The sequence below is a fragment of the Legionella yabuuchiae genome, from assembly GCF_900640115.1.
GTDB classification, from domain to species: Bacteria; Pseudomonadota; Gammaproteobacteria; order Legionellales; family Legionellaceae; genus Legionella_A; species Legionella_A yabuuchiae.
Genome location: NZ_CAAAIW010000003.1, coordinates 75,449 through 101,335, shown reverse-complemented (window position 1 = coordinate 101,335; position 25,887 = coordinate 75,449). Strand labels below are relative to the sequence as shown.

The window sequence follows — 25,887 nt, the reverse complement described above, 5'->3', positions numbered from 1 at the left end:
TGCATGCAGATATAAGGATCGAACAATTTGCAGTTTTCCCCTACTGCAAAATAATTCAATAAAAGATATACTCACACCATGAACATGATTAGGAATATTACATGTCCTTAAAGGCCATGTATAACAATATAGCCAGTCGCTATTCCGTAGCCAATCGGTTTGGGTCAATCAGCACCAGCCATCAATGTGCGATTGAACAGATTAAACGTGCGAACCTAGGCCAAAAACCGAATTATAAAGTATTGGATCTTGGTGTGGGGAATGGTGCTTTTCTTAAAGAGCTAGAGCTTCAGATGCCTAATGCCTCATTCACAGGCATTGATGTGTCATCTGAAATGCTTGCTCAGGCCCAAAAAGCTTTAGATTTAACCACCATCGAAACAACTGCTACCGAAGCGAGTCATTTACTGCCACATCATAGTCAAGATTTAGTTCTTGCTCACTTTATTAATGCCTACATCCCAATCAATACTCTCTTTAATCAAGCGAAGCTTCTAACGCGTTCAACAGGGCACTTTTCTTTAATTACCACAACCTATGAATCATTCCCTGTAGCTCAAGAGCAACTCGCGCACTTTATTACCCAAGACAGTGTCTTAAGCCGAATTGTAGGTCATTATTATAAAGCAATTGTGAAAAATACGACCGTAGCCGCAGGCAAAGAAGAGTTAATGCAGGCTTTTTGCCAACACCAGTTTCATGTGGTCGCCCATGATCGCCTAGAAATTCCAATTACGATTAATAATATTGATGAATTAGTGATGTTTGGGATTGAAGGCACTTGGTTTTTAAATAGCCTCTCCATTAAGCTCTTGCCTAAAAATTTCTTACTTCATCGCTTAAAGCGATTATTCAGCAAAATTTTTACATTTCCGTATCATGATACTCATATTATTGATGTCGTTTTGGCTGAGAAGTAGCGATTAAGGTTTAGCCCCAAACAACCTTTCTTAACAAGAACCCGCGGCTTGATTCAAACATAGCAAACTCGATGACGAGATCGTTTTTTGATGTTTGCCGCATAGCGGCTGGGTTATTTAGGATAACTTGGTGAGTTCCCTTTATTCTTATTCAAAGTAGTGACTACAAGCCTAGATTATCCCGCTTAAACACTCGATCGGCGCGATAGCTTGAGCGAACCAAAGGCCCAGAAGCCACCTCAAAAAACCCTTTTTGTAGACCAATTTCTCGTAATTTATTAAACGTTTCTGGGGTTACATAGCGCGCGACAGGAAGATGGTTTTTGGTAGGTTGTAAGTATTGCCCAAGCGTGAGTATATCCACGTGTTGAGTACGCAAATCATCCATGGTTTGAATAATTTCTTCATCAGTTTCCCCTAACCCTAGCATTAAACTGGTTTTGGTAAGCACATCAGGACGATATTGTTTAGCGTATCCCAATAAGTGAACCGTCTGCCAATAGCCTGCACGATTATCTCGTACTGGATGAGTTAGTCGCTCGACCGTTTCTACATTCTGAGCAAAAACGTCTACCCCACTATCTAGTAATATCGCTATATCGTTGTGGTTTCCCTGAAAATCTGGGGTGAGCGCTTCTACTTTGGTTTGAGGGCATTGAGCTTTGATGGCTCGAATAGTATCTGCGTAATGCTTCGCCCCTCCATCAGGCAAGTCATCCCGATTTACCGAGGTTAATACCACGTAATCTAGATTCATTAAAGCAACGGTTTTAGCCGTATTTTCAGGCTCTTCTTTATCAAGCCAGCCACGAGGATTGCCAGTGTCCACTGAACAAAAGCGGCATGCCCTGGTGCAAACCTCTCCCATAAGCATGATGGTGGCTGTACCATGCGACCAGCATTCAGCAATATTTGGACACTTTGCTTCTTCGCAGACGGTTGCCAATCGGTGTTCTTTTACACGTTGCTTAACTTGCTCATAAGCGGGTGAGGTGTGATTCACGATGCGTAACCACTTGGGTTTTGGGAGGCGCTCATAGGCGGGCGATGCTGATTTAACGCCATCTTTTATAGCTACAAACCCTTGCTTGGTCTTATATTTATGACCACTTTCAACAATTACGGGTATATCTTTGAGTTTACTCATTGCACACCTGCTTAATAAATTATCCTTATGATCTCAAATGGAGCGGCTTAAATCAAGGTCGTTGTGGTCTATACTTATGTGCGCTTTTTTATCTTTTTTCATGTCTGGCTCTCCAATAAGGTAAAAACCAACCGACTAGAATCGCAATCAGTAAAACCATGTAAGAATACATTAATTTAGATAACCAAAGTGGTTTTATTATTAAAAAAACACCAACCCCAAGAAGAAACGTCCAGCCACTTAGATATAAGTGCTCATGATACGTTTGAAAACGCCTTAAATGAATTAAGAACAGGTACACGAGAGAGAAAAGAATAAACGGAATTAAATAACTGACCAAATAAATACCAATATAAGTATAACGTTCCGTTGTAGTTAAGGTTTGACCAGACAACCATTGATCAAAAATCATCCCAATATTCATTAAACACGCTTGCTGATAGAAAAAAACAAGCGCTGTAGTTAGAATAACCATAGGCAATACCATTGGCAAACGTTGCCCTGGTTTCATTTTTGCTCCTCTGCCATAAAACACTAAATACCATACTAAAAATAAACCAATTATTCCTGCGGGCCATCTTAAGGCATTAATCACTGCATAAAACTGATTGGTAAATGCCAACTCAAAGAATGCGAAAGCCAGAATAGTTATCAGATAAGTCATCGCGATCAGATATTGCAGGACTTTAAACCCCGAATGCAGCGAAATGTAAGCCAAGAGAACCAAATAAATAAACAAAGAACAAGGGGTAATCGCATCCATTAAACCAGACAAAGGAACAAATAATTGTGGGCTGCGAGCTATCCAGTTATCAATTTCAAATTGGCTCGCTGTTCCTTTGGCCTTTAATACCCGGATGGTTGCTTGTGGTAATTCCCCATGTTTTTTTATTTGTTCATAGCAATACTTCATTGCACTTAATAGAGGCTTTCCAGAACGCTCTGGATCGGCAAAACCAACCCATCTGGATCCACAAAAGAAAAACGCTGGAACGGCGAAATTATTAACATCTAAGGCTTGCAATCGCTCATAAAACAGTTTTAACGCTGCTTTGTCTTTATCAATTACATGCCGTTTAATCTCAAGCCAGGGGTAGTTAGGTTCAATTGTTTTAAAAAATTCATCCGCTTTGTGGCAATGGGGACAAGTTGAAGACATGAAGAAATCAACCTTCAACGTTACCTGGTGATTGGTGCCTGTTGTATACCATGGGGTAGAATTTACAACAGCATGGGCAGGAAATAGGATAAGCACCATGCAAAAGGTCAAAAAACAATGAATACCTGTAGTTTGCCGCGTTAGAGGCTGATTCATTTCAAAATCCCTTTATATTTATATTATGTACCCGTAATCTTTCAAAAGGCTAGATTTGTTCTATCGCTTTTTCCGCCAGAGCGGCTTTTAATGATTCTCAATAGAGCTCGCTATTAATTCATCTTTAAAAGCCGCTCTGCCAAAAAAATCGAATCGCCCAAAAACTAGCATTTTGAAAGATTACGGGTATATGTTGTACAATTTGCTAAATGGAGCCTTTCGCTTGTTTTAATGTTTGACTCCGTGAGATTCGTTCTCGTTGGATAAGCAACAAATTTCTAGAATAAATAAATACCCCAGTGGATTGGCCTAAAATAAACACTGGATCACGTTTATAAATCGAATACGCCAATAAGGTGATACCACCTAACAAACTTAAATACCAAAAGGCCACAGGAATAACGCTGCGCTTTACTTTTTCACTCACCAACCATTGAACGATAAAGCGCGCTGAAAAAATTGCTTGTCCCAAAAGACCAACACCTAACCATACATACTCAACGTTCAACATTGTTAACCTCCGGTGCGCAGGGACGTTTTAATAACCAGCGCATACCTATTAAATCATGAATCCCAACAAAAAGACGATTCATTACACCATACTTTGATACGCCATGAAGACGAGGACGATGGTTGACTTTAACATTAACCAACCTAAAGCCTGCGCGTTTAAACAAGGCCGGTATAAAACGATGCATATGATTAAAATGGGGTAGCATTAAAAAGGCATCGCGCGGGAACAATTTTAGGCTACAACCTGTGTCTGGGCATTCATCATTAAGAATCCATTGGCGAACGTTATTACCAATTCTGGATGATAAACGCCGTAGTGCATTATCATCTCGTTTCTGGCGATTTCCGAGCACAATCGTATTTGGGGTAAGCGCGTGTTTATACAACCGTGGGATATCCGCAGGATCATTTTGACCATCCCCGTCCATGGTAACCAGTAGTGGGTATCTAGCGGCACGAGCGCCGCTTAACAACGCCGCGCTTTGACCATAGTTATGCTTATGAAACACGCCCTGCAGATTATCGTAAGCGTTTACCAGCGCAAGTAGTTTTTCTTTGGTGCCATCGGTACTGCCATCGTCCACATAAATTACTTCAAACTTATACTGGCTTGTTGGAAGCGCTGTGACGACTTCTTGATATAAGCCTTCTACATTATCTACTTCATTGTAAACTGGGATGATAATTGATAATTCAATGGGCGACTCTACAGACATCTTAGGCAACCTAAACTCGTCAAAAGTTAGGCATTATATCGTAATTAATCAATTCTATTCTAGACCCAAGGCAATAAGAATAAGACGCATTCCATATTAAGCTGAATAATTTTGTTGCCTCACAGATAACTGAGAAACTCCAAGTTTGCGTTGATACCACCAATAAATAATCGCTACTTCTAAAAACGACAAATAAGCTGCCATAAGCACATCACTTAAATAGTGATGAGTTAAAAGGACTCTTGAAGTTGCGATGCAAAGCGCGGTAATAAGAAAGGCGTAAGCATATTTTGGAAAAATAATGCATAGCCCGAAAGCCAATCCTGTTATTGTAGTAGTATGGCCTGAGGGAAATGACCAATAGGCAGCCTTCGTTTTAAACCCATAAAATCCATACAATCCATCGTTAAACAACAACATAGGACGTGCTCGACCCAAAGTATATTTTAAAATCAAACAAATTAGACTTGGGATAACGACACATAACCAAAGAAACCAGACTCTTTTTTCCCAGACCGGGCGTTGATAGATATAACGAAACACGATCACTAGGATAAAAAGAGAAACAATATAAATCCCCCCTAAGCCAATATTAGTAATCCAAACTAAAATCGGAAAATTGGATTCTACATCCAGGCTTTGAAAAAAGAGCGCTAAAGGCTGGTCAATATAAAGAAAACATAGTGCAACGAGTAAAAAATAGCTGATTGCAAACCAAGGCGTTGTCATAAGAGACATCAATCGGTCAAATGGTGTAGGGAGGTTTCGTTTTAATTTATTCATGATTGCCCTTTTTAATTGTTTTATTGTCAACATGATTGGACAGAGGGTATTGTCGTTCAATCAAAAGCAGTTTTACCCATGTTCCTTTGCTGTAGTTAAAGCCATGAATTCGAGCAAGAATGGTTAGCCAATCGTGATTAGGGAGATTTGCAAACGTTTCCTCATCAATCAATAGAAGACCTTGTTTATTTGCAAGTAAATTAAGCGCGGTTTCTTGATTGGTAAACAATACATTTTTTGTATTCAAATAAAAGACTAAGCTGGGCTCACTGTATCCAACCACTATAAGTGGTTTTTCTTCAGAAAGAACCTTGGAGTTAATGGCTTGTGCAACATTATGCGAGATCCATAAAGGCTTAAGTTGGGGCAGTAAACAGAAAAAAATGACAGGAAATGATAAAACGGCAGCTAAAATAGCGCTGTAACTGGCAGATTTATATCTTTCTTTCCAAGCAAAATAAACACAAGTTACCCCGAGAATCCCTAAAATCCAAAACACAATAATGGCAGAAAGTGTGACTTTTTGCATCACAAGATAAGGTAGAACCAAAAGTGCTGTCGCCAGACCAACCGTTAATACCCCCCACAACACTTGAAGAACATGCAGCCATATTCCTGATTTAAATTTAGGCTGACTTGACGTAATTCCTAGAGCTAACAATAAGCATAAAGCAGGGAAAGTAGGCAATACGTATTGCGGTAACTTGGTAGGCATTAACTCAAAAAACACCCAAGTTGGAATAATCCAAGCCAGCAAGAATTTGACCATAGGTTGATGTTTTTGTGTAAACGCATAGGTTGCTCCCTGCCATAAAAATAAGGAGGCAGGCCATATCGTCAATGGTAAAATTACTAAATGAAATAAAGGGGGCTTACCATGCGATTCATGTCCCCCTTGTAATTTAGGCAACAGATCTTTGTGGATCATTTGCAGGAGATAGTTACTTTGTTCTGCTGCATTTACAAGAAATAACCACGTTAAACTTAAAATTAAAAATAAACTCAAGCCCCATCCTAAATGCAATCCACGCAACCAACGAACCCGTTTATCGATGATGCATAACGTTACCGTTGATAAAACACCAACCAAAGGGGTCACCCCCTTTAAGACAAACCCATAGGCCATCGCTAACCAAAAGAGCAGCGCCCAACACCAATGAGCTCTAATTTCGTCATATCCCGCGCGATAAATCACCCAAAGAGCCCCCTGCATGAGCACGACAGAGGATAATAAAGAAGTATCAATAACCGCCATATGCGATTCAACCACTAACAGCAAAGAACATGCGAGAAACGCTGAACCAATAAGTGCTGTTTGTTGTGGAATGACTTGGCTTGCAAAATAAAACGTAAGTAAAACAGCCAGCAATGCGCCTAGGACAGAAGGAATCCGGTAAGGCCAAATGGCTTGAGCATCTTCATGGCTAAATAGCTTCACGCTAGCGGCTTGTAGCCAGTTAATTCCTGGAGGTTTTTGAAATCGCGTTTTATCTTGAAAACGGATTTGAAAATAAGAATCCGTTTGTAACATCTGTCTCGTTGCCTGAGCAAAATGAGCCTCGTCGCGGTCAATTACAGGCATACTGGCTATCCCAGGCAAAAACAAGAGTAGAGATAAAAGAATTAGCTGTAAGTATGGATTTAGTTTTGGCAACCTGCGCGCCTTCTATGAATAAAAAAAATAATTCGCAATGATATTAAAGCCGAGCGTTAATTGCCAGGGGTTTTGTGAGGTAAAGAAATTAGGCCATTCGCCCCAACCTGGGATCAATTGTATCAATATGTTCCTCAATTGGCGGTAGAGGAAACCTTAAACTAAACACACCATGAGCTAGAAGAGCGTCAGTAGGGGAGCTAGAAGCTTGTCTACCAGTAGTGGAAGCTGCACTTACGCTACTCGCCTCCAAAAAAAATTTTTTAAAACTGATTACTCTTTGGACTCTTGGCACACCAGTCTCTCCATCCTCAAGCGACGCTCCTGTGGGCAAAGCACCGCTTGTCCTGGATTTGTATGGTGTTTTCATTGGACTACTTTCCGGGGCAGTTGGTCCTTTTTTTAAAGTTGAGCTGGCAGAACGAACGCCAGTGTTTAAATTAATGACCCCTTCATATTGTTGTTGATGATGACCACGAAATAGTACATTAGGATACGCCTCAAGAAACCCACTGCATGTAGCGCAACAAAGTTTGGAGATACCAAAAATAAACTTTGTTTCCCTTGGAATCTTTAAATAGTTATAAAGATACGTTGCAATTAATTGCTCTGCATGAATAAATCTTAAATTCTTAGCCTCTAAAGAAGATGGAAGGGATTCATGGCTTTGTATGAAGCCTCTTGGCGTAATATGAGTAATCAGCATTTCGACATGATCACCAATAACGCTGGGAAGTAGGATAACAGGAGCACCTAGAAATGCCTTTTTTTCTTCCTCTGAAAATGTTTCTGGATCATACAAGACTGTATGCGTCAGCTTAAATACCGCTTGTTCAAGAGTACCGACTTGTTGACCTGTTTGTGGTGAAGCTAAATAGCTTGGAAAGAGCTGATGAAACAACTTTAAAGATAACTCATGGCAGCGAGATTCGTCAGGTAAATCCGCCAACCCAAATTGATAAGTCGAAAAAAAAGATTTTAATACGCTTAATTTAAATTTAATTTCCTCTAAAAATCGAGGTTCAGCTACAGCAGAGCTCATGTTCGCACTAATAATTAATCTTGGTTGAGCAGACCTTGTATCTATCGTTACAGCGCCACACACTGAAACAGAAGAACTTTGTGAGGCAATAATACGGGAGAGGCTATCATAGCGCCTGACCTTTCGATGCTTGGTCACTTCAATCCTAGCATCTACTGGAGCATATTCATCTTCAACCCATCGCCTTAACCCTGCCGTGATGTCCATCTCATCAAAAAGTAAAGATAAATAAGCATCTTCTTTTACATAGTTATCTTGAGTTTCTGAAGATTCAAACTCCGATACCTCTTTAATAATCAACTCTTTTAAGCGTTCACAAATCTCATTAATACACTCAATTTCCCTTAATCGAAGAATAGCGCTTTTAATATCCGCATTATTCAAACGTTGTGCTTTAAGTAAAAAAATAAATTCAAGTTCAATATGTTTGAAGACAGCTTCCATTTGAAAGTTTGCATTAATGGCGCGCTGAACAATTTGAGCTCGAACACGTCCTTTACAACGGTCAGTATAAAATCCAGCCTCGGTTAGCTTATCTTTAACGATACTTGTAATATGACGCTTCATGGTTTTTACAACAAATATTAGACAAGGTAGGTTATTATAACGCAATTATAGTGCCCATATACCCGTGATCGTTCAAAATTCGTGTTTTAGGCGCATTTATTTTTTTCTCCTGGGTAAAAAAGAAAAAGCATAAATCACGCATTTTGAACAATCACCGGTATAACCATTCGCCTGAAGATACTCGTTTTGGGCCATTTTTATAATAATGGCTAATAAGCAAGGCTTGCGACAGAATTGGATGGGAGTTATAAGACGACAATATTCGGCGTTTTTATAAATGGCCAATCTCTAAGGACCAGGCTTTAGGTGTTTGCTCTTTTCAAATTCAAAAAAATAAGGAACAATGGCCACTTTATAACAAGAGAAGGTGTCATGCAGTCATTAACTATTATTCAAAAAATCGTCGTCTGGGCCCTTCCCTTAATCTTTGCAATTACCTTGCATGAAGCCGCGCATGCATTCATTGCAAGTCGTTGTGGAGATACCACCGCTAAAATGCTTGGTCGTTTGAGTTTAAATCCAATGAAGCATATTGACTTAATTGGCACCATATTGGTTCCAATCTTTATTGCGATTGCCACTCAGTTTCACTTTGTATTCGGCTGGGCGAAACCGGTACCGATAAACTGGTATCAGCTTCGTCAACCAAGACGCGATATGGCACTGGTTGCCTTTGCAGGCCCTGGAATTAACTTTGTTATGGCTATATTTTGGGCGGGTTGCCTGAAATTATCTACCTTTCTTAGCCCTGAAACTTCTTCACCCGCAGCGTTTCTTTTACTGACCTCTCAAGCTGGTATTTTGATTAACCTAGTATTGGCCTATATCAATTTAATACCGGTTCCTCCTTTAGACGGCAGCCGAATCGTAGCAGGCATCCTTCCTCCTCAACAATCTTATTTGTATTTAAGACTTGAACGGTATGGTCTTTTTATTTTGTTGATTTTGTTATTTACTGGAATGTTAAACTGGTTGATCGGCCCCCTGCTATACTGGTCACTCACTATGATTCAACTTATTTTTAATGTATGAACGTTTTAGCCGATGCCTCTTTACCTAGGCTGGATGAATTATTTGCTCAGTCGTTTCACTTACGCACCTACGACTCAGAACAAGAGTTGAACGCGCTCATAAACGAGTGTGATGTTTTAATTTGTCGCTCGACGTTAAAAGTTAATCACGATTTATTGCATCATAGTCCTGTGCAATATGTTGGAACCGCCAGCAGTGGAATTGATCATCTTGATACGAATTACCTAGCAGAACGTGGAATCAGATGGTTTGACGCGAAAGGAGCCAATGCGCATGCCGTAGCAGATTATGTTGTTTCCAGCATTGCTTATTTACAGAAACGCTACTTGTTACACGATGTTAAAGCCGGTGTGATTGGTTTTGGAGAAGTTGGAAGTCGAGTCTACGCACGGCTACAGGCACTTGGCTTTGAAGTATTATGCGTTGATCCAATAAAAGCAACAAGAAATAAAGCGTTAACCTTCCATGAACTACAAGCGTTAAAAAGCTGTTCTCTAATAACCATTCATCCTAATTTTCATACCAATCCGCCCTATCCAAGTAACAATTTAATTAATGCAGAGTTCATTAATTCATTACAAGCGAACACAGTGATAATTAATGCCTCTCGCGGAGGGATAGTCAATGAACAGGCCTTATTAAACTCAAAAAATCCAGTCATTTACTGTACCGATGTGTTTGAACATGAACCAGAAATAAATCCTCAAGTCGTAGATTACGCCACCTTATGCACCCCACATATTGCCGGTCATAGCCTAGAAGCAAAACAAAACGCCGTGATCAGGCTAAGCCAACAACTTCATACAGCACTTGGGTTAGATTTTGATGTTGTATCCCTTGAGGATAAGAAACCACTTCCATGCCAAGCGGATACAACCTGGCAAGATTGCGTTCTAACACTCTATAATCCCATTCATGAAACGAATGCTTTAAAACAAGCAACCAACAAAAAAGAAGCGTTTCTTTCATTACGAAAAGCGCACCAGTGCCGCCATGATTTTAAGGGTTACATTAACCCGCATGTAAGTTCGACTCTCAACAATATTTTGGGCATTGAACATCCATAATTGTTTTTTAAATACAATCACTGTATAATCTTAGTTCAATATACCGTTTTATTGATTATGAATCGCTTGGCTGCAACATACAAACTATTCAAGCTTTAAATGAGATAATTATGCCAGAATCCTCTTCTCACCAACCCCTGTCTGTTTTTCAACGTTCAAGTCAAAAGTGCTCTCAACTTGTATCTTCAAAAGCTAGCCAACAAGAGCTGATAGAATCGTTGACTACCTATGAGCACATCTTAGCGGCGCTTAAACAAAATCTGGCCAGCAAAACAATTGTTATTGCGTCACAACGACATATCGCTGAATTAAGTACAACTGTAAAAAAATATTCTGAGTCGGATTATCTTATTAATATTTTAAGCAAAAATCTCGATGTTGAGTTAAGTTACTCCGAGTTTCAACGCATTCTAAATGAACCCACTCGCAGGCAATGGGAGGAACAGTCTCGTAGGCTAACTACACCTTCCTATACTAGTCGTATTAATGGACTAATGAGCACTTTAACCTATCTTCCTGTTAGCTTTTACCGCCGTTATGCTCCAACGTTTATTCAAAAGACCGTTAAAATGTTTACTCCGGATACCATCGATAGTGAAAGCAAACGGAAACTGCTTGAGTGTCTTGATTTGTGTAAAGATCAATTAAACCAACGCAAAAGCGACATCGATCAAGCCATTGAAACTAATTTATTAGAACTCATAGCGTTCTTAGTGATTGATCCCAGTGAGACCCAAGAGGAAGCATTTTTACTGATTAAATCTAAATTTAAAGCTATATCAGAGGATGAGCTTGATGAGTTGCATAAAGCCGCAAGCGCCGCTACAGCAGTGGCTCAATTGCTTGAAGATCTCGTGGTAAATCTTCGTGAAAACACCTCTTATTTAGAAAGAATTAACACGCTTGACCAATCCATTAACCAATTTAAACTCAGATATGATGGAATCTTAGTCGCTATTTCTAATTTTCTTGCCAAATACATCGCTTCGTTTTTTAAATCTTCCACGGCAAAACAAATTGATGAACTCAATACCATTAAATCTGATCTTCAAAATTTGAAACAACAACTGCAAGACAACGAGCAGCGTCTAATGAGTAATATTGAAGGAAATCAGCATTTACCACAAGAGGTTCAGGATAGTTTTAAAGGCCGGTTGAAGGCTGAAATACCCGCACCAGCAGTTGAACTTAAGAATCATTCTAATCGCAATGCTTTTTTTAAAAACATTCAAGAACAAAAACAAGTTCTAGATAGTGACCTAAGGGAATCTCCCAGACCGACTTCCTCCTAAAAAATTAACGCTTTCATGAAGTCTATTTCAAAAAATATTCACTATAATTTTGAAATATGGTATTTTACGATCCCATTTTGGTTCAAAATAACACTCGCTAATTCGATTAGGTCAAGTCATGAAACCGTATGTCATTGCATCTTTTTATAAATTTACACCACTAGAAAATTATGAATCTTTAAAAGAGCCGTTGCTAACGCTCATGAATGATCACAACCTTCTAGGTACAGTTATTTTGGCTCATGAAGGCATAAATGGCAGTATTTCAGGCGCCCGTGAAGAAATCATCTATTTTTACGAATACTTACGAACCCTGCCACAGCTATCTGATCTAACGTTTAAAGAAACCTATGATGACTTTATGCCTTTTGCTAAAGCAAAAGTTAAATTTCGGAAAGAAATCGTGACCTTAGGTGTTGAAGGAGTAGATCCTTTAACCAATCCAGGTCAGCATGTTTCTCCTGAAGAGTGGAATACGATAATTGCTGATCCAGAAGTGATGGTTATCGATACTCGTAATGATTATGAAGTTGGATTAGGGACGTTTAAAAATGCGATTAATCCTAAAACCGAACACTTCCGCGATTTCCCAGAGTATGTGGATAAGCATCTGATGGATAAAAAAGATAAAAAAATCGCGATGTTTTGCACCGGTGGTATTCGGTGTGAAAAATCAACCGCTTATTTGAAAAATCTTGGATTTGAGAAAGTCTACCAATTAGACGGCGGCATATTAAATTACCTCGAGCAAATTCCTGAGGAACAATCCCTCTGGCAAGGAACCTGTTTTGTGTTTGATGATCGCATTGCGATAGAGAAGTAAGTTTTAAACTTTGAGTATCTTTTGAACCACTGCTTGATCAGAGAACGCGATGCGCTGGTTTCCGATTTGCTGATAGGATTCATGACCTTTGCCAGCCACTAGAATAATATCGTCTCGGTTTGCTAAGGTAATTGCTTTTTGTATCGCCTCTTCACGTGAAGGAATGTTAATAGCCGTTGTGGTTTCGGTTACCCCCACAGCGATTTCTTCAATAATGCTCATTGGATCTTCACTGCGAGGATTATCGCTGGTAATGATCACTTTATCCGAATATTGACTAGCAATTTTTCCCATCATCGGGCGCTTACCTTTATCTCGCTCTCCTCCACAACCAAACACGGTAATGATGTCAGCTTGTTTTAGTTTATTTAACGCTTGCAATACATTTTCTAAAGCATCGGGCGTATGCGCGTAGTCCACAATAACACAAGGTTGCGTTGCGACAACTTCCATTCGACCGGGGGCTGCTCTCAATTTCGGTAACAGTGAAACAATCTCTGCTGTCGAGTAGTTATTCGCTCCTAATCCTGCAAATACAGCGAGATTATTATAAATGTTAAAAAGACCCAACGTAGATATCTCTAACTGATATTTACCCCATGGAGATTCCACTTCAAATTCACTTCCCGTCATGGTTAAATTCCACTTAGTAACCTTAACATCAGCATACCCATGTATTCCATAGGTAAATTTTTTACAAGACGCGGGTAAACAAGAAGCCATTTGATCACTAAATCGATCGTCTTGATTCAAGATCGCAGAGTTTAAGCTATGGGTCGCAAATAATTTGGACTTCGCATGCGCATATGCCTCCAACGTACCATGGAAATCAAGGTGTTCATGGCTTAAGTTGGTATAAATCGCTTGATTAAAATCAATTTGATCCACTCGATTTAAACTGAGCGCATGAGAGGATACTTCCATACAAACCTGACCAACCGATGATGTTTGGTATTGATGAAACAATTTCTGTAGAAATAAACCATCTGGTGTTGTATTAACGAGCGGATTCAGCGCTCTGACTTTACCCTCTCCTAAGGTTCCTATGTAACGGGACTCCTGATGTAATAATTCATACGCCTGTGCTAAAAGATACGCTACGGTCGTTTTGCCATTCGTACCAGTAACTCCTGTAACATGGACTGATTTTGAAGGATCCCCGTAAAAACGACTGCCAATGACTGCCAGTTTTTTATCGAGCCCAGGTAATGGTAGACATGGAACCCGTGTTTTGGGAATACTATAGTCTGGAAGCATGGCAGGTTCGTATACAATTGCACTTGCTCCCGCTTCAATGGCGCGTTTAATATATAAGCGCCCATCCGTTGCGGCGCCAGGATAAGCAAGGAACAAGTCGCCTGGTTGAACTTTCCTACTGTCGTTTTGGATATTCTTAATTTCACACTCCGTTGAACTATGTAATTGGAATGGATGTAATAATGTGGATAATTTCATTATGTTCTCGTGGTTTCATCGGGCGGTATATCAAGTATTCTTAAAGCGGCACCCATTACTTTAGAAAAAAGCGGAGCAGCTAAAGCTCCACCATAATAACTTCCTTTGGAAGGTTCATTAATAACCACAGCGACAATTAAACGGGGATTAGATACTGGAGCAATACCGACAAAACTTGCGATATGGCGATCGGCAGAATACCCTTTCTTTCCAGCAATGCGTGCAGTACCTGTTTTTCCTGCCACTCGATAACCGGGCACTTTGGCTCGCCGGCCAGTGCCTTGGACATCCACAACCGCTTCCATCATCCCCAACACTTCTTGAGCAGTTTCAGATTTTATCACCGGATAAGCTTCAGGGGGCTTCTCATAGTGCAATAATCTTACCGGCATCATTTTACCTTCATTAGCAAAAATTAAATAACTTTTGGCCAGTTGTAATGAAGTTAACGACATTCCGTAACCAAAGCCTAAAGTAGCCAATACAAACCGATTCGCATCTTTTGTTTTGACTAATGTTCCTTCGCTTTCGCCGGGATATCCAGTTTCAGTGCGCTGACTAATGCCACATGCTCTTAAAAGATTGATTAATTGTTCAGGAGGGCTAGTCAACACCATCTTAGTCACCCCCACATTACTGGAATGTTGTAAAATCCCAGTGACATCCAACACACCGTAATTTCGCCCATCACGAATCGCATGTCCGTCAACCATCATCCAGCTAGGTCTTGTATCAATCACCGTATCCTTGGTAAAGTGCCCACTTTCTAATGCACTGGCAATACTAAACGGCTTCATGACTGAGCCAGGTTCAAATAAATCGGTTATAGCCCTGTTGCGGTAATGATCAGGGGCATAATAGCTACGTGCATTGGGATTAAATGAAGGGCAGTTTGTAATGGCGAGAACCTCACCATTTTTAGCGTCTAACACAACAATTGAACCAGATTTGGCTTGGGCATGTTCAATCGTTTCACAAAGCTCGTTATAAGCGAAGTATTGAATCCGCCTATCGATACTCAATTGTAAATTATTTCCCGGTCTTGGCTCTCTTACCAACCCTAATACCTCGATAATTCGACCAAGCCTATCTTTAACCACTTTGGTTTTTCCACTGATACCCATCAACCATTGTTGATAAGCAAGCTCTAAGCCTTCAATGCCGTTATCGTCCACATTTGTGAAGCCAATCAGTTGCGCTGTGCTGTCACCTTGGGGATAAAAGCGCTTGAATTCTTCTTGAAAATTGACCCCTGGTATTTGTAGCGCTTCAATTTTTTTAGCCATAGATGGTGTTAATTGTCTGCGTAAATAAATAAATTCCCGACCGCGCTCTTCAGAAGCGCGACGAGCGATTTGCTCAGGGGTTAATGAAAGAAGTTTCGCGAGTTTATTGAGTTGTTCTTGGGACGGCTGAAAACTTTTAGGATTAATCCATACCGATTTTACTGGCGTACTAACAGCTAATGGCGCACCCTCCCTATCGGTAATCATACCTCGATAAGCGGGTATATCCACTGTACGGAGGCTTCGTGCATTACCTTGGCCCTGTAGAAACTGACGATCTTGTACCGTCAAATCATACATTCGCCATATCAACGCGATAAGTATAAATCCAAAAAAGAAACAAACGGTGGTAAGCCGGACTTTATGCCGCCAGTTATTCATTTTATTCGTAACATATGGATATGCTTATTCACTGGCAAAGTCATATTTAATTTTGTCTTAGCCAATTGCTCAACACGTGCTGGCGTTTCAAGGCTGGCCTGCTCGAGCAACAATTGACCCCATTGCAATTGCAATTCATGCGTTTTATGTTTTGCTTGCTGCAATTGGATAAACGTGACTCGATGCATGTTGGTCGTATAAATAACTGCTAATGCGGTCATTAACACAGCTAATAACAAGGCGATTTGCAAACACAGCTGTCGAGACACACGGATATCAGCAAATTGCCCACTAAATACATTGCTTTGATGGATCGTTTTCGCTGCGGCGTTCATGCTATTTTTTCTCCTATCCTAAGTACTGCACTCCTGGCTCGAACATTTTGCTTCACTTCTTCATCTTTGGGTTTGATTGCTTTCCCTACGCGTTTAAAATTAGTTTTTAATTCAACTGCTTTGAGCGGAACACCTGGAGGAGGCCTATCTCCCATTTCCGCGTCACGCATAAATTGTTTCACCAGCCGGTCTTCTAAGGAGTGAAAACTGATCACAACCAAACGACCGTGAACCGCCAAGACATCTAGGCATTGGTTTAAACAGGCGGTTAAATCAGTAAGCTCTTTATTGACATGGATTCTTATGGCCTGAAACACACGAGTAGCAGGGTGCTTATGTTTTTCCCACTTTGGGTTCGCCGCTTTAACAATCTCGGCCAACTCGCTAGTAGTGGCGATGGGTGAGTGTGCACGCGCTTGGATTATTGCACGGGCAATTCGACCAGAAAAACGCTCTTCACCGTAGTTTCTAAATACTGTTGCCATTTCTTCAGCACTCGCTTGATTTACAAATCGAGCAGCGGATAATTCTTGTGTGGTGTCCATTCGCATATCCAGAGGACCTTGGTGCATAAAACTAAACCCACGCTCTGGATTATCTATTTGAGGTGACGAAATGCCTAAATCCAGCAAAATGCCATTTACCTTACCAATCACTCCAGCATGCGTCGAAAACTCTTTTAATCTGGAAAATGATCCCTGATACAGCGTGAATCGCTCATCTTTTGCAAAATGTTTTTTCGCATGCTCGATTGCTTCTAGATCTTTATCAATCGCGATTAATCGGCCACTTTGATCCAACCGCGATAAAATAGCTTTGCTATGGCCGCCACGTCCAAATGTGCCATCGACATAAATCCCGTTAGGCTTGATGGCTAAGCCTTCAATGGATTCATGCAATAGTACGGATTGATGTACAGCCATTTCATTCTCCCTTACAGAGAAAACGTTTTCATTTCATCTGGCAAACCATCCTCTCTGGATGCTTCTTCTGCCAACCATTGTTCGCGCTTCGATTGCCACAAAGATTCATCCCAAACCTCAAATTTATTACCCTGTCCAATCAGGACAACCCGCTTGCTTAAATGAGCGTAATCGCGTAATAACGGCGGCAGCAATATACGCCCATTACTGTCAAGCTCCACATCAGTAGCATGTCCGATTAACAAGCGTTGAATCCGACGAGCGGTTGCATTAAAACTAGGCATGCGTTGCAAGTTGTCTTCAATCACTTGCCACTGACTTGCTGGGTACAGCAGCAAACATGTTTCTTCGGTATCAATCGTCACGACCAGAGAAGCGCGGTCTTGCCCCAACGCATCGCGATATCGCGTTGGTACGGAAAGACGGCCTTTCCCGTCGATGCTGATTGAATTTATCCCTCGAAACATGATTTTTACTCTGGGGGAAATTTCTCCCCACATTTCTCCACTTTTTGGTTATTTTAAACCACTTTACTACACTATAGGAACACATTTTCCCTATCGTCAAGGCAAAAAGTTAATTTTTTTGCATTGAATGCGCTCAAAGAAGCATTCATCATCGGGGCAGTGATCATACGTTAATCAGAGTGGCTTTTAAATGAGAACTTGAGGTGTTCTAAATCCCCGATCGTCCAATATGCGGGTTTTTAGGCGCTTTTATTGTTTGTCCTGCCGCATTTTAAAAAGTGAGTACTGACTCATTCCCTGGCGAGTTTTTTAAAATGCGGTAGGACGAAAAGAAAAAGCATAAATCACGTGTCTGGGAGATCACGGGTATAGGCTTGAAACTTCCTAATTTTTTAGGATTGATTCATGGTTAGAGACAAACGAATTCCTTGTAGGACTAGATCAGAAGCTAATTGATCATACAAATCGCAATCTGCAAACAAGGAGGCAAAGCCACCTGTTGCAAGAACCGTAACGTTTTGATTAGGGAATGTATCTTGTTTGATTCGTCCAATAAGTTCTCGGCACGCTCCAAGGGCACCATAAAAAACTCCAGACTGGATGCTTTCAATAGTTGAGCGCCCAACTACAAATTCAGTTTTAATGATTTCAACGGCTGGAAGCTTGGCTGTGTTGCGGCTTAATGCATCCACAGCAAGACGTACGCCAGGCAAAATAGCGCCACCGAGATATGATTTCTTCGAATTAATGACACAAAACGTGGTTGCCGTTCCAAAATCAATGATAATCAGATTTTTCCCAGGAAAAAGACTGGTTGCGGCAATCGCATTAGCAATTCGGTCCGCACCTACGTCAACAGGATTTCGATATTGTATATTTAAACCGGTCTTAACGCCTGCTTGCAGGAAAAATGGCTCGGTTTGAAAATACTTTACGCATGCAGCACGAAGTGAGTAATCCAGCTGCGGCACTACTGAACAAATCCCAATTTGATTAACGGCTTCAGGGGAGCAATTATTTTCTCGCAAAACTGTCTTTAGAAAAATCCCCAACTCATCTGAGGTGCTGACTTTAGAAGTTTGACGAAAACGCAAGTGTATTTCATCTCCTGCAAATACCCCACCGTAAATATGAGAGTTTCCCACATCAATACAAAGCATCATAATGAAGACTCACGCAATTTAAAGCGCGATCGTAAGGCTAGAAGGGAATAGAATCAAGAGAAAAGCTGGTCGATAAGCCGGGTTCTGTCGCGGACAATCATTCATCTGGGACAAACGTCACCGTTTGCCTCAAGCAACCTACCCGAATCCCGCATGGGCCATGCGCTATGACCGAAGTCAAGTGGATTCCTATTTGGTCTTGCTCCAAGTGGGGTTTTCCCTGCCACGACTGTTACCAATCGCGCGGTGCGCTCTTACCGCACCATTTCACCCTTACCACCAAGATTAACCTGGTGGCGGTATATTTTCTGTGGCACTTTCCGTAGACTTTCATCTCCCAGGCGTTACCTGGCACTTTGCCCTATGGAGCCCGGACTTTCCTCCCTTTGCACGATAGCAAAGAGCGATTGCCTGACCAGCTTTGTAAATAATAATAGCACAGTGTCTAGCTAAAGCCCATAGATACAATAGGAGCGGTCTTAGAAATCGCGGGTGCCGATAAATTCGTCGTCGAAATAACGCTTTAATTTAGTACGCAGCGTCCCACGGCTAACACCAAGAACGCGAGCGGCTTTAGATTGGTTGTAACGAGTCATTTCCATGACCGTACGAAATAAAGGCGCTTCAACTTCTTCAACGATCAGTTGATAGAGATTCAAGTTAGCATCTTTGCTGCTGACTGCATTTAAATAACCCTTTACCGCGTTAATCACTTGTTGTGATAACGCTTCATTTTCTTGCTGCACATTTTGCATTACTGCGCTCATGTCTTCTCCAAATAAAAATCAATGTAATTATTAATGATTTCAAAGCAATTTGCTTCGCCCGAAACAGGATGGATTCTATAGTATCAGATATAGCAAACTATGTAAATATTGTATCAATGGTACGCATTTATTAAGGAAAGCTTAAGCGATTTTTTGAAAAATGTCCAGCAATTTTTAACCACAATGTGTGTGTTTTGTTACATTAATTCGATTAATTAGCAAGAGTTGATTAAAGATGGTTATGATACTGGCTATAGTAAAAACAGGGCGAGAGCACATGTGATTGCCCTGACAGTAAACGTCATAAAAAGATTTTTTTACTTTATAATGGTAAACTGGAAATCCTGATTAACACCATCGCACAACAGTACGTATGCTCAAGCGGATGGATCGGGTTAAATCTAATTTTTAATATAAACGAGAAACATCATTGCGTATTTGGATAGACGGCGATGCTTGCCCCAATAAAATAAAAGACATTATCTTTCGGGCGGCAATTCGTACAAACACTGAAGTAATCATTGTTGCAAATCATTTTGCTTCCATTCCCTTTTCCCCTTTCATCAAACGATTGCACGTAGAGTCGGGATTTGATGTTGCGGATAATAAAATTGTAGAGAACATGCATCCCAATGATCTAGTGGTCACTGCTGATATCCCTCTGGCCAATGAAGTGATTGCCAAAAAAGGGATGGCATTAAATCCTAGAGGTGAATTGTATACAGAAGCCAACATCAAGCAAAAACACGCGATGCGTGATTTTAATGAATCTTTAAGAGAAAGCGGGATGATTAGCGGTGGCGCACCTAAGTTAAGTGCGACAGAGATTAGGCGTTTTGCCAATCATCTTGATATGATTCTTACAAAAAGTATCCGTCTACAGTGATGGCTAATTAATCCACTGTAAAGCTTTCACCGCAGCCACACTGCCCTGTTTGATTGGGATTATTAAAGATAAATTTATAATTTAAACCCTGTTGAACATAATCAATTTGCATGCCTTTGAGGAAAGGATAGCTTTTTTTATCAATACAGAGCACATAATCTTGGTTTAGTTTAAATACAAGATCATCCTCTTTAGGCTGGTCGACATAATCGACGACATACGACAACCCTGAGCAGCCGGTTTTTTTTACTGAAAGTCGTAACCCTTTGCTGTTTTGTTTTTCAAGATACGTCAATACATGTCGCATTGCTGCAGGGGTTAGCTCAACGCTTTGTTGTGTTTCCTGAGTATACTGTTTTACAACGCTCATTTATTACACCTTTAATCAGTTTCTTACCTATTATACGCTAAGATTCTGCCGTTCGTGCAACTGTGTGACTTCACGACAAATAATTGCAATCGCGTGTTCAATTTGTTCTTCTGTTGTAAAACGGCCTAAAGACAATCGAACGGCACTATAAGCCAGGGCATCCGTTAAGCCAAGCGCTCTTAACACATATGAAGGATGAGTGCTTGCGGAAGAACAAGCTGAGGTCGTGGACACGGCTAATTCATTTAAAGCAGTCAATAATAATTCGCCATCCATTCCACTAAAGCTCATATTTAAATTGCCGGCGATACGTTGTTCTGGATGGCCATTTAAACGAATACCTGGTAGTTCCTTAATTCCATTCCATAACGCCTTACGAAACGCTAAAATTCTAGCCTGTTCGATTTCTCTTAAAGATTCAGACAAAGCAAACGCTTCCCCCATTCCTACGATTTGATGAGTGGGTAAGGTACCTGAACGCATGCCGTGTTCATGGCCGCCACCAAAGCTTAAAGGCTCTAAACGAACTCTTGGTTTTTGACGAACATATAAAGCTCCAATACCTTTTGGTCCATAATTTTTATGTGCCGAAAAGGACATTAAGTCCACTGGCAACGCTCGTAAATTCAACGGGAGTTTACCCGCGCTTTGGGCTGCATCGACATGAAATAGAATGCCTTTGTTTTTTAAACTATTGCCAATGGCCTCGATATCTTGAATCACGCCGATTTCATTATTCACATGCATCACGGACACTAAAATCGTATCCTCACGCAACGCTTGTTCGAGATTTTCTAAATTTAATATTCCATCCGATTCTGGGTTTAGGTACGTCACTTCAAACCCTTCTCGTTCTAATTGGTGAGCGCTATCTAATACTGCCTTGTGCTCAGTCGTCATGGTAATGATGTGTTGGCCTTTACGCTTATAAAAACGAGAAGCGCCTAAAATCGCTAGATTATCCGCCTCGGTTGCGCCGGAAGTGAATACAATTTCATCAGGAAGCGCGCCCACCACTTCAGCAATTTGGCATCGCGCTCGTTCAACCGCCTGTGCCGCAGTTCGCCCATAAGCGTGGGTTTTGGATGAGGGATTACCGAATTCGCCACCTGGCCCTAAGTATCGCATCATCGCATCAACCACCTGCGGGTCAACTGGGGTTGTGGCCATGTAATCGAAATAAATTGGCTTTGTATTCATTGACTAACTCCTGTTAGGCTGTGCCTATTTTTTCTCTCATTTGCGATGTTCAGTAGGGTTATCGAGTTAAGCGCAGCAGGAGCACTCTGGTTAAGCCTTGCTGGCATTTTTCTTCTCTATGGTTCGCTCGATTTGGGTTAATATTCCTCTTAAAATATTAATTTCCATAGTCTCAAGTTTTGAACGATTAAACAATCTTCGAATTCGTTGCATTAAGCGCCTGGGATTGGAAGGTTTTAGAAACTCAATCTCAATTAAAATTGATTTTAAATGATCATAAAACCGTTCTATTTCTTCCGCACTCGCCAACGAATCTTTACTGGTCTCGACTTCGGCCTTAGGCGAGAGAAGCCTCATCCTGAGTTCATAGGTAATAATTTGAACCGCCTGCGATAAATTTAAAGAGCTGTAATCAGGGTTACTCGGAATATTAATATGATAATGACAGCGCAATAATTCTTCGTTGGTAAGACCGGAATGCTCGCGTCCAAACAGTATTGCCACCGTTGTATCCTCGGATTGCTGACTTATTAATTTTGCCTGTTCTTTTGGAGTTAACCCAGGCAGCGCAATGCCTCGTGGTCTGGCGCTCGTGGCAAGAATTAAATGACAATTGCTTAACGCTTCAGAAAGCGTTTCTGTCACAATCGCATGATTCAACACATCATCAGCCCCTGCTGCCATTTCTACAGCACGCGAATCTGGAAAAGACTTCGGCGAGACAAGATACAACTGCTTCAACCCCATGGTTTTCATAGCTCGAGCGGTTGACCCAATATTCCCGGGGTGACTGGTTTCGACTAAGATAATTCGAATGGCATCAAGATTCATTGTTTTAACTTCAGATTCAAAATACAAATAATATAATTTAAGTTTACCATATTCTAGTTGTCATCAAGGACTCCAGGAAGAGGCATGAGTGGTATAAAAAATCACGATATCTTTAAAAAGAAGAAGAAATTGAAGCAACCATTCAATATGTTGTTCATGAACAAGGGGAGCCTACGGCGTTATTTAAAAATAAAGAACGAATATTTTTAGCGGCACTTTAACATATCCGCTCCCTGACGGTCGCGGCTCGGTTAGTCCGCCCATATTTTGCGCGTTTTAAAGCGATCGCCATGGACAATAACAAAAATCAATACCTAATTTGCTAAAATATGGTAGAATTTCGTCTTTTCTGTAAATATTGAGTCATTGCATGCATCCACTATTAAACATTGGCATCAGCGCCGCTCGCCAGGCTGGTGATATTATTGTTCGTCATATTGATCAGCTTGATCGAATTAAAATTACCACCAAAAGTCAGGAAGAGTTTTTTTCAGAAGTTGATGTTAAAGCGGAGCAAGCCATCATTAATACGATTCACAAAGCTTATCCGGATCATGGAATTATTGCTGAAGAAAGTGGTGTACAACAGGAGCGCGCGGATACTGTTTGGATTATCGATCCCTTGGATGGCACGAATAACTACCTGCATGGATTCCCATTTTTCGCGGTATCCATCGCCATTCGTGTTAAAAACCGCATTGAGCATGGAATTGTTTATGACCCACTGCGCCATGAATGTTTCAGCGCCAGTCGTGGCGGTGGTGCACGATTAAACGATCGCCGTATTCGGGTATCCAAACAATCCCAATTATCTGCCGCGATGCTAGGCACGGGATTCACCATGCGCAATGAACAAATTGCCAAGCGTTATTTCCCTACCCTTGAAGCGGTCTTTGGTAAATGCGCGGGGTTTAGGCGCACAGGATCTGCTGCATTGGATCTAGCCTATGTGGCCAGTGGCCGTCTGGATGGGTTTTGGGAGTTTGGTTTAAAGCCTTGGGATATAGCAGCTGGCGCTTTATTGGTGCAAGAAGCTGGTGGATTAATCAGTGATCCATTAGGTGGCGAACATTTCTTGAAACACGGCGATGTTATTGCAGGCAATCCTAAGATTTTTAAATCCTTACTTCAAACGATTAATCCTGTTATTGGCGCTCAATAGGAATAAAATTACAACCCGTATATCCAATCAACTTCAAAATGCGATAGGTGCATCGTGTAAAATAATGCCAAAGAATGCTTTCACAAAAAGCTTTTCAATGAGTCATTCTAATCATTTACAGATTTCATTAAATAATGAAGGGAACAAAAATGAATGGAGCAAAAAATGATTGACTGCGCAAATAAATGTATATATTATGCGCAGTCAATCATTTTTTGATCAATATTGTAGAGGGCTTTTCAAATGACAACTTCAATCCCTGAACTCGTCAGGGGCATTACTCGTAACCTCGAAACGCGGACTCGCGCTTTATCAAACAAACCCTTTTATAAGCCCGAGCTCCAGGATACATTGAAGACTTGCTTTGAAGAGGCTTTTCAGAACATTCCTGAAAATCAACATCACGAGTTTTATAAAAAATTAGCACTCGAAGTACACCCTGATAAGTTAATATCCAGCCAGACTTTTTTTGCAAAGTATCTGCGAGATAATGATGCCATCGATTTGCCCATGCAGGTTCTTCAGAGTACTAAGCAAACTGAAGCCTCTCTAATTCAAGCTCCACCAATACGACCTGAGTCGATGAGGAACAAATTATTAAGAATGTCCTCCGAATATAAAAGATATTCAGCCCCCTTTAATCTGATTGCTAGAATAATTTCTTTAGCCCTTTCATCCCTAGTTCTCCTTAGTGATACTATTGTCCAAACTGCTTTAAATTTGGCATCATTATTGATTAAAGCACCGGCTTACTTTGCCGTTCAAATAGCTAATCTACTCACTGGTGGTGCTATTAACAAAGAAATAAATGACTTTGAAGACAGTCCTGAAACATTTGAGCTAGCAACTAAAAGGTATCTCAACGTCCAGCGAGAAATATATGGATTCTTATTTGTTTTTACACAAGACGAAATTCATTTGAATAACTCTGAAACAGGCGATCAAGAGCTTTTAGATATAATTTTACTGACAATAATAAAAAAGAACAAGCAAAAAGAGCTCCCTGAAGCCGAACTGAAATCAACATCCGAAAATGAACTTAACAATGATATAAAGCGCTATATTGCTATTCCCATATCTCGGTATTTACTAATCATCACCGAGGCTTTATTGAATTCAATTGTTAAACCATTACCACAAGGTTTTTTTAATGTAGCATTTTCTTTACTAGGACGAGGCTTATTAGCGACTCTCACTCCGATTGTACTCGCGATTGTTGGAGCGACAAGGATGATTCAATCCGTTAATGCGGCCATAAACATCGCCCTAACCTCTATTTTGAGATCCGCTTATGTGATAGGCCATGCGGTCTTAAATGCTCCTTTATATAGTTTAGATGGGTTACGTGCTTTAAATGCCTGGTTCTCATCGACTGCCTTTACCAAAGCAGAAACACCTAGTAATGAAGCAGAACCACCAAATTCATCCATGTTAATGCTTGGATATTTGAAGGGAGATACGAATGCCCCTAATACTAACCCTGCAGCTCCCTCTGACACGTTAGGACACACTCCAGGAATTGGTCTATTTCAGAAGCCTCCAAGCAGAACGCCTTCTAGTTCTGACATTCCTCAGCCGCCTACGGCTACGGCATAATCTCCTAGCTCTAGCTAACAAACAGCAGAAATACCGATGAAAGTCGGTTTCAGTAATAAATATCCTTAGCTCCCGCGGTCTGAAACTGCGGGATTTCGTATAGCGAATTCCGAGATCCAAATATTTTTTTGCTCTTTAATTATACAAAGGCATGAAAAATGCACTATCTTTATTAATAAGTAGTGGATTTTATA

Annotated in this window: 25 protein-coding genes and 1 other RNA gene; 8 read left to right on the top strand and 18 right to left on the bottom strand. The window is 40.7% G+C overall.

Features of this window, described 5'->3' with window-relative positions; all coding sequences use genetic code 11:
- Positions 1–101 precede the first annotated feature (101 nt).
- A complete protein-coding gene (locus E1O47_RS01940; protein WP_133129582.1) occupies positions 102–920 on the top strand; it encodes a methyltransferase domain-containing protein in 819 nt (272 codons plus the stop codon).
- Between the two features lie 163 nt (positions 921–1,083).
- Here E1O47_RS01940 and lipA read toward each other — a convergent pair whose 3' ends face one another.
- The 7 genes from lipA to E1O47_RS01905 form a co-directional block, all read right to left on the bottom strand.
- A complete protein-coding gene (gene lipA, locus E1O47_RS01935) occupies positions 1,084–2,067 on the bottom strand; it encodes a lipoyl synthase (RefSeq protein ID WP_133129581.1) in 984 nt (327 codons plus the stop codon).
- 88 nt (positions 2,068–2,155) lie between these two features.
- On the bottom strand, positions 2,156–3,382 hold the full coding sequence (locus tag E1O47_RS01930) for a glutaredoxin family protein (RefSeq protein WP_133129580.1): 1,227 nt from the start codon (positions 3,380–3,382) through the stop codon (positions 2,156–2,158).
- A 205-nt stretch (positions 3,383–3,587) separates the two neighbouring features.
- Entirely contained in the window at positions 3,588–3,893 is a 306-nt protein-coding gene (locus tag E1O47_RS01925; RefSeq protein ID WP_242601963.1) for a lipid-A-disaccharide synthase N-terminal domain-containing protein, read from the bottom strand.
- On the bottom strand, positions 3,880–4,611 hold the full coding sequence (locus tag E1O47_RS01920) for a glycosyltransferase family 2 protein (protein WP_133129579.1): 732 nt from the start codon (positions 4,609–4,611) through the stop codon (positions 3,880–3,882). The genes E1O47_RS01925 and E1O47_RS01920 overlap by 14 nt, the downstream gene beginning before the upstream one ends.
- Before the next feature lie 96 nt (positions 4,612–4,707).
- Positions 4,708–5,394 carry a phosphatase PAP2 family protein gene (locus tag E1O47_RS01915; RefSeq protein ID WP_165475020.1) on the bottom strand — a complete coding sequence of 229 codons (687 nt, stop codon included), beginning with the start codon at positions 5,392–5,394 and terminating at the stop codon, positions 4,708–4,710.
- Positions 5,387–7,048 carry an ArnT family glycosyltransferase gene (locus E1O47_RS01910; protein WP_133129577.1) on the bottom strand — a complete coding sequence of 554 codons (1,662 nt, stop codon included), beginning with the start codon at positions 7,046–7,048 and terminating at the stop codon, positions 5,387–5,389. Before E1O47_RS01910 ends, E1O47_RS01915 begins: the two co-directional genes overlap by 8 nt.
- A gap of 88 nt (positions 7,049–7,136) precedes the next feature.
- The gene (locus E1O47_RS01905) at positions 7,137–8,657 is read right to left on the bottom strand and encodes a hypothetical protein (protein ID WP_133129576.1); all 1,521 of its coding nucleotides are present in this window, start codon (positions 8,655–8,657) and stop codon (positions 7,137–7,139) included.
- 372 nt (positions 8,658–9,029) lie between these two features.
- Between E1O47_RS01905 and E1O47_RS01900 the strand changes: the two genes are divergently transcribed.
- The 4 genes from E1O47_RS01900 to trhO all read left to right on the top strand — a co-directional run bounded on the left by E1O47_RS01900 (position 9,030) and on the right by trhO (position 12,871).
- Entirely contained in the window at positions 9,030–9,689 is a 660-nt protein-coding gene (locus E1O47_RS01900; protein WP_133129575.1) for a site-2 protease family protein, read from the top strand.
- Complete coding sequence (locus E1O47_RS01895; protein ID WP_133129574.1) at positions 9,686–10,756, top strand: 4-phosphoerythronate dehydrogenase; 1,071 nt, start codon at positions 9,686–9,688, stop codon at positions 10,754–10,756. The genes E1O47_RS01900 and E1O47_RS01895 overlap by 4 nt, the downstream gene beginning before the upstream one ends.
- 110 nt (positions 10,757–10,866) lie before the next feature.
- Entirely contained in the window at positions 10,867–12,048 is a 1,182-nt protein-coding gene (locus tag E1O47_RS01890) for a hypothetical protein (RefSeq protein WP_133129573.1), read from the top strand.
- 118 nt (positions 12,049–12,166) lie between these two features.
- Positions 12,167–12,871 carry an oxygen-dependent tRNA uridine(34) hydroxylase TrhO gene (trhO, locus tag E1O47_RS01885; RefSeq protein WP_133129572.1) on the top strand — a complete coding sequence of 235 codons (705 nt, stop codon included), beginning with the start codon at positions 12,167–12,169 and terminating at the stop codon, positions 12,869–12,871.
- A 3-nt stretch (positions 12,872–12,874) separates the two neighbouring features.
- Here the strand turns inward: trhO and E1O47_RS01880 are convergent, their stop codons facing one another.
- From E1O47_RS01880 to E1O47_RS01845, 8 genes are all read right to left on the bottom strand, one after another.
- On the bottom strand, positions 12,875–14,326 hold the full coding sequence (locus E1O47_RS01880) for a UDP-N-acetylmuramoyl-L-alanyl-D-glutamate--2,6-diaminopimelate ligase (protein ID WP_133129571.1): 1,452 nt from the start codon (positions 14,324–14,326) through the stop codon (positions 12,875–12,877).
- Complete coding sequence (locus E1O47_RS01875) at positions 14,326–15,993, bottom strand: peptidoglycan D,D-transpeptidase FtsI family protein (protein ID WP_207384277.1); 1,668 nt, start codon at positions 15,991–15,993, stop codon at positions 14,326–14,328. Before E1O47_RS01875 ends, E1O47_RS01880 begins: the two co-directional genes overlap by 1 nt.
- Positions 15,990–16,328 (bottom strand): cell division protein FtsL, encoded by a 339-nt coding sequence (ftsL, locus tag E1O47_RS01870; RefSeq protein WP_133129570.1) that lies wholly within the window; start codon positions 16,326–16,328, stop codon positions 15,990–15,992. Before ftsL ends, E1O47_RS01875 begins: the two co-directional genes overlap by 4 nt.
- Positions 16,325–17,251 (bottom strand): 16S rRNA (cytosine(1402)-N(4))-methyltransferase RsmH, encoded by a 927-nt coding sequence (gene rsmH / locus E1O47_RS01865; protein WP_133129569.1) that lies wholly within the window; start codon positions 17,249–17,251, stop codon positions 16,325–16,327. Before rsmH ends, ftsL begins: the two co-directional genes overlap by 4 nt.
- An 11-nt stretch (positions 17,252–17,262) precedes the next feature.
- Positions 17,263–17,718, bottom strand: coding sequence for a division/cell wall cluster transcriptional repressor MraZ (gene mraZ, locus E1O47_RS01860; RefSeq protein ID WP_133129568.1), 456 nt, complete (start codon positions 17,716–17,718; stop codon positions 17,263–17,265).
- A 392-nt stretch (positions 17,719–18,110) separates the two neighbouring features.
- Complete coding sequence (locus E1O47_RS01855) at positions 18,111–18,881, bottom strand: type III pantothenate kinase (RefSeq protein ID WP_133129567.1); 771 nt, start codon at positions 18,879–18,881, stop codon at positions 18,111–18,113.
- Positions 18,882–18,938: 57 nt separating this feature from the next.
- An RNA gene (rnpB, locus tag E1O47_RS01850) (RNase P RNA component class A) lies at positions 18,939–19,304 on the bottom strand.
- A gap of 56 nt (positions 19,305–19,360) precedes the next feature.
- Positions 19,361–19,648, bottom strand: a complete 288-nt coding sequence (locus E1O47_RS01845) for a helix-turn-helix domain-containing protein (protein ID WP_133129566.1) — start codon at positions 19,646–19,648, stop codon at positions 19,361–19,363.
- A 430-nt stretch (positions 19,649–20,078) separates the two neighbouring features.
- Between E1O47_RS01845 and E1O47_RS01840 the strand changes: the two genes are divergently transcribed.
- Positions 20,079–20,534: a YaiI/YqxD family protein gene (locus E1O47_RS01840; RefSeq protein ID WP_133129565.1), complete on the top strand. Its 456-nt coding sequence runs from the start codon at positions 20,079–20,081 to the stop codon at positions 20,532–20,534.
- Between the two features lie 7 nt (positions 20,535–20,541).
- Here E1O47_RS01840 and E1O47_RS01835 read toward each other — a convergent pair whose 3' ends face one another.
- From E1O47_RS01835 to trmJ, 3 genes are all read right to left on the bottom strand, one after another.
- Positions 20,542–20,904 (bottom strand): HesB/IscA family protein, encoded by a 363-nt coding sequence (locus E1O47_RS01835; protein WP_133129564.1) that lies wholly within the window; start codon positions 20,902–20,904, stop codon positions 20,542–20,544.
- A 30-nt stretch (positions 20,905–20,934) separates the two neighbouring features.
- Entirely contained in the window at positions 20,935–22,104 is a 1,170-nt protein-coding gene (locus E1O47_RS01830) for an IscS subfamily cysteine desulfurase (protein WP_133129563.1), read from the bottom strand.
- Positions 22,105–22,194: 90 nt separating this feature from the next.
- Positions 22,195–22,935, bottom strand: coding sequence for a tRNA (cytosine(32)/uridine(32)-2'-O)-methyltransferase TrmJ (gene trmJ / locus E1O47_RS01825; protein ID WP_133129562.1), 741 nt, complete (start codon positions 22,933–22,935; stop codon positions 22,195–22,197).
- 370 nt (positions 22,936–23,305) lie between these two features.
- Here trmJ and E1O47_RS01820 point away from each other — a divergent pair, with 370 nt between their 5' ends.
- On the top strand, positions 23,306–24,097 hold the full coding sequence (locus E1O47_RS01820; protein WP_133129561.1) for an inositol monophosphatase family protein: 792 nt from the start codon (positions 23,306–23,308) through the stop codon (positions 24,095–24,097).
- 243 nt (positions 24,098–24,340) lie between these two features.
- Entirely contained in the window at positions 24,341–25,693 is a 1,353-nt protein-coding gene (locus E1O47_RS01815) for a hypothetical protein (RefSeq protein WP_133129560.1), read from the top strand.
- Positions 25,694–25,887: the final 194 nt, after the last annotated feature.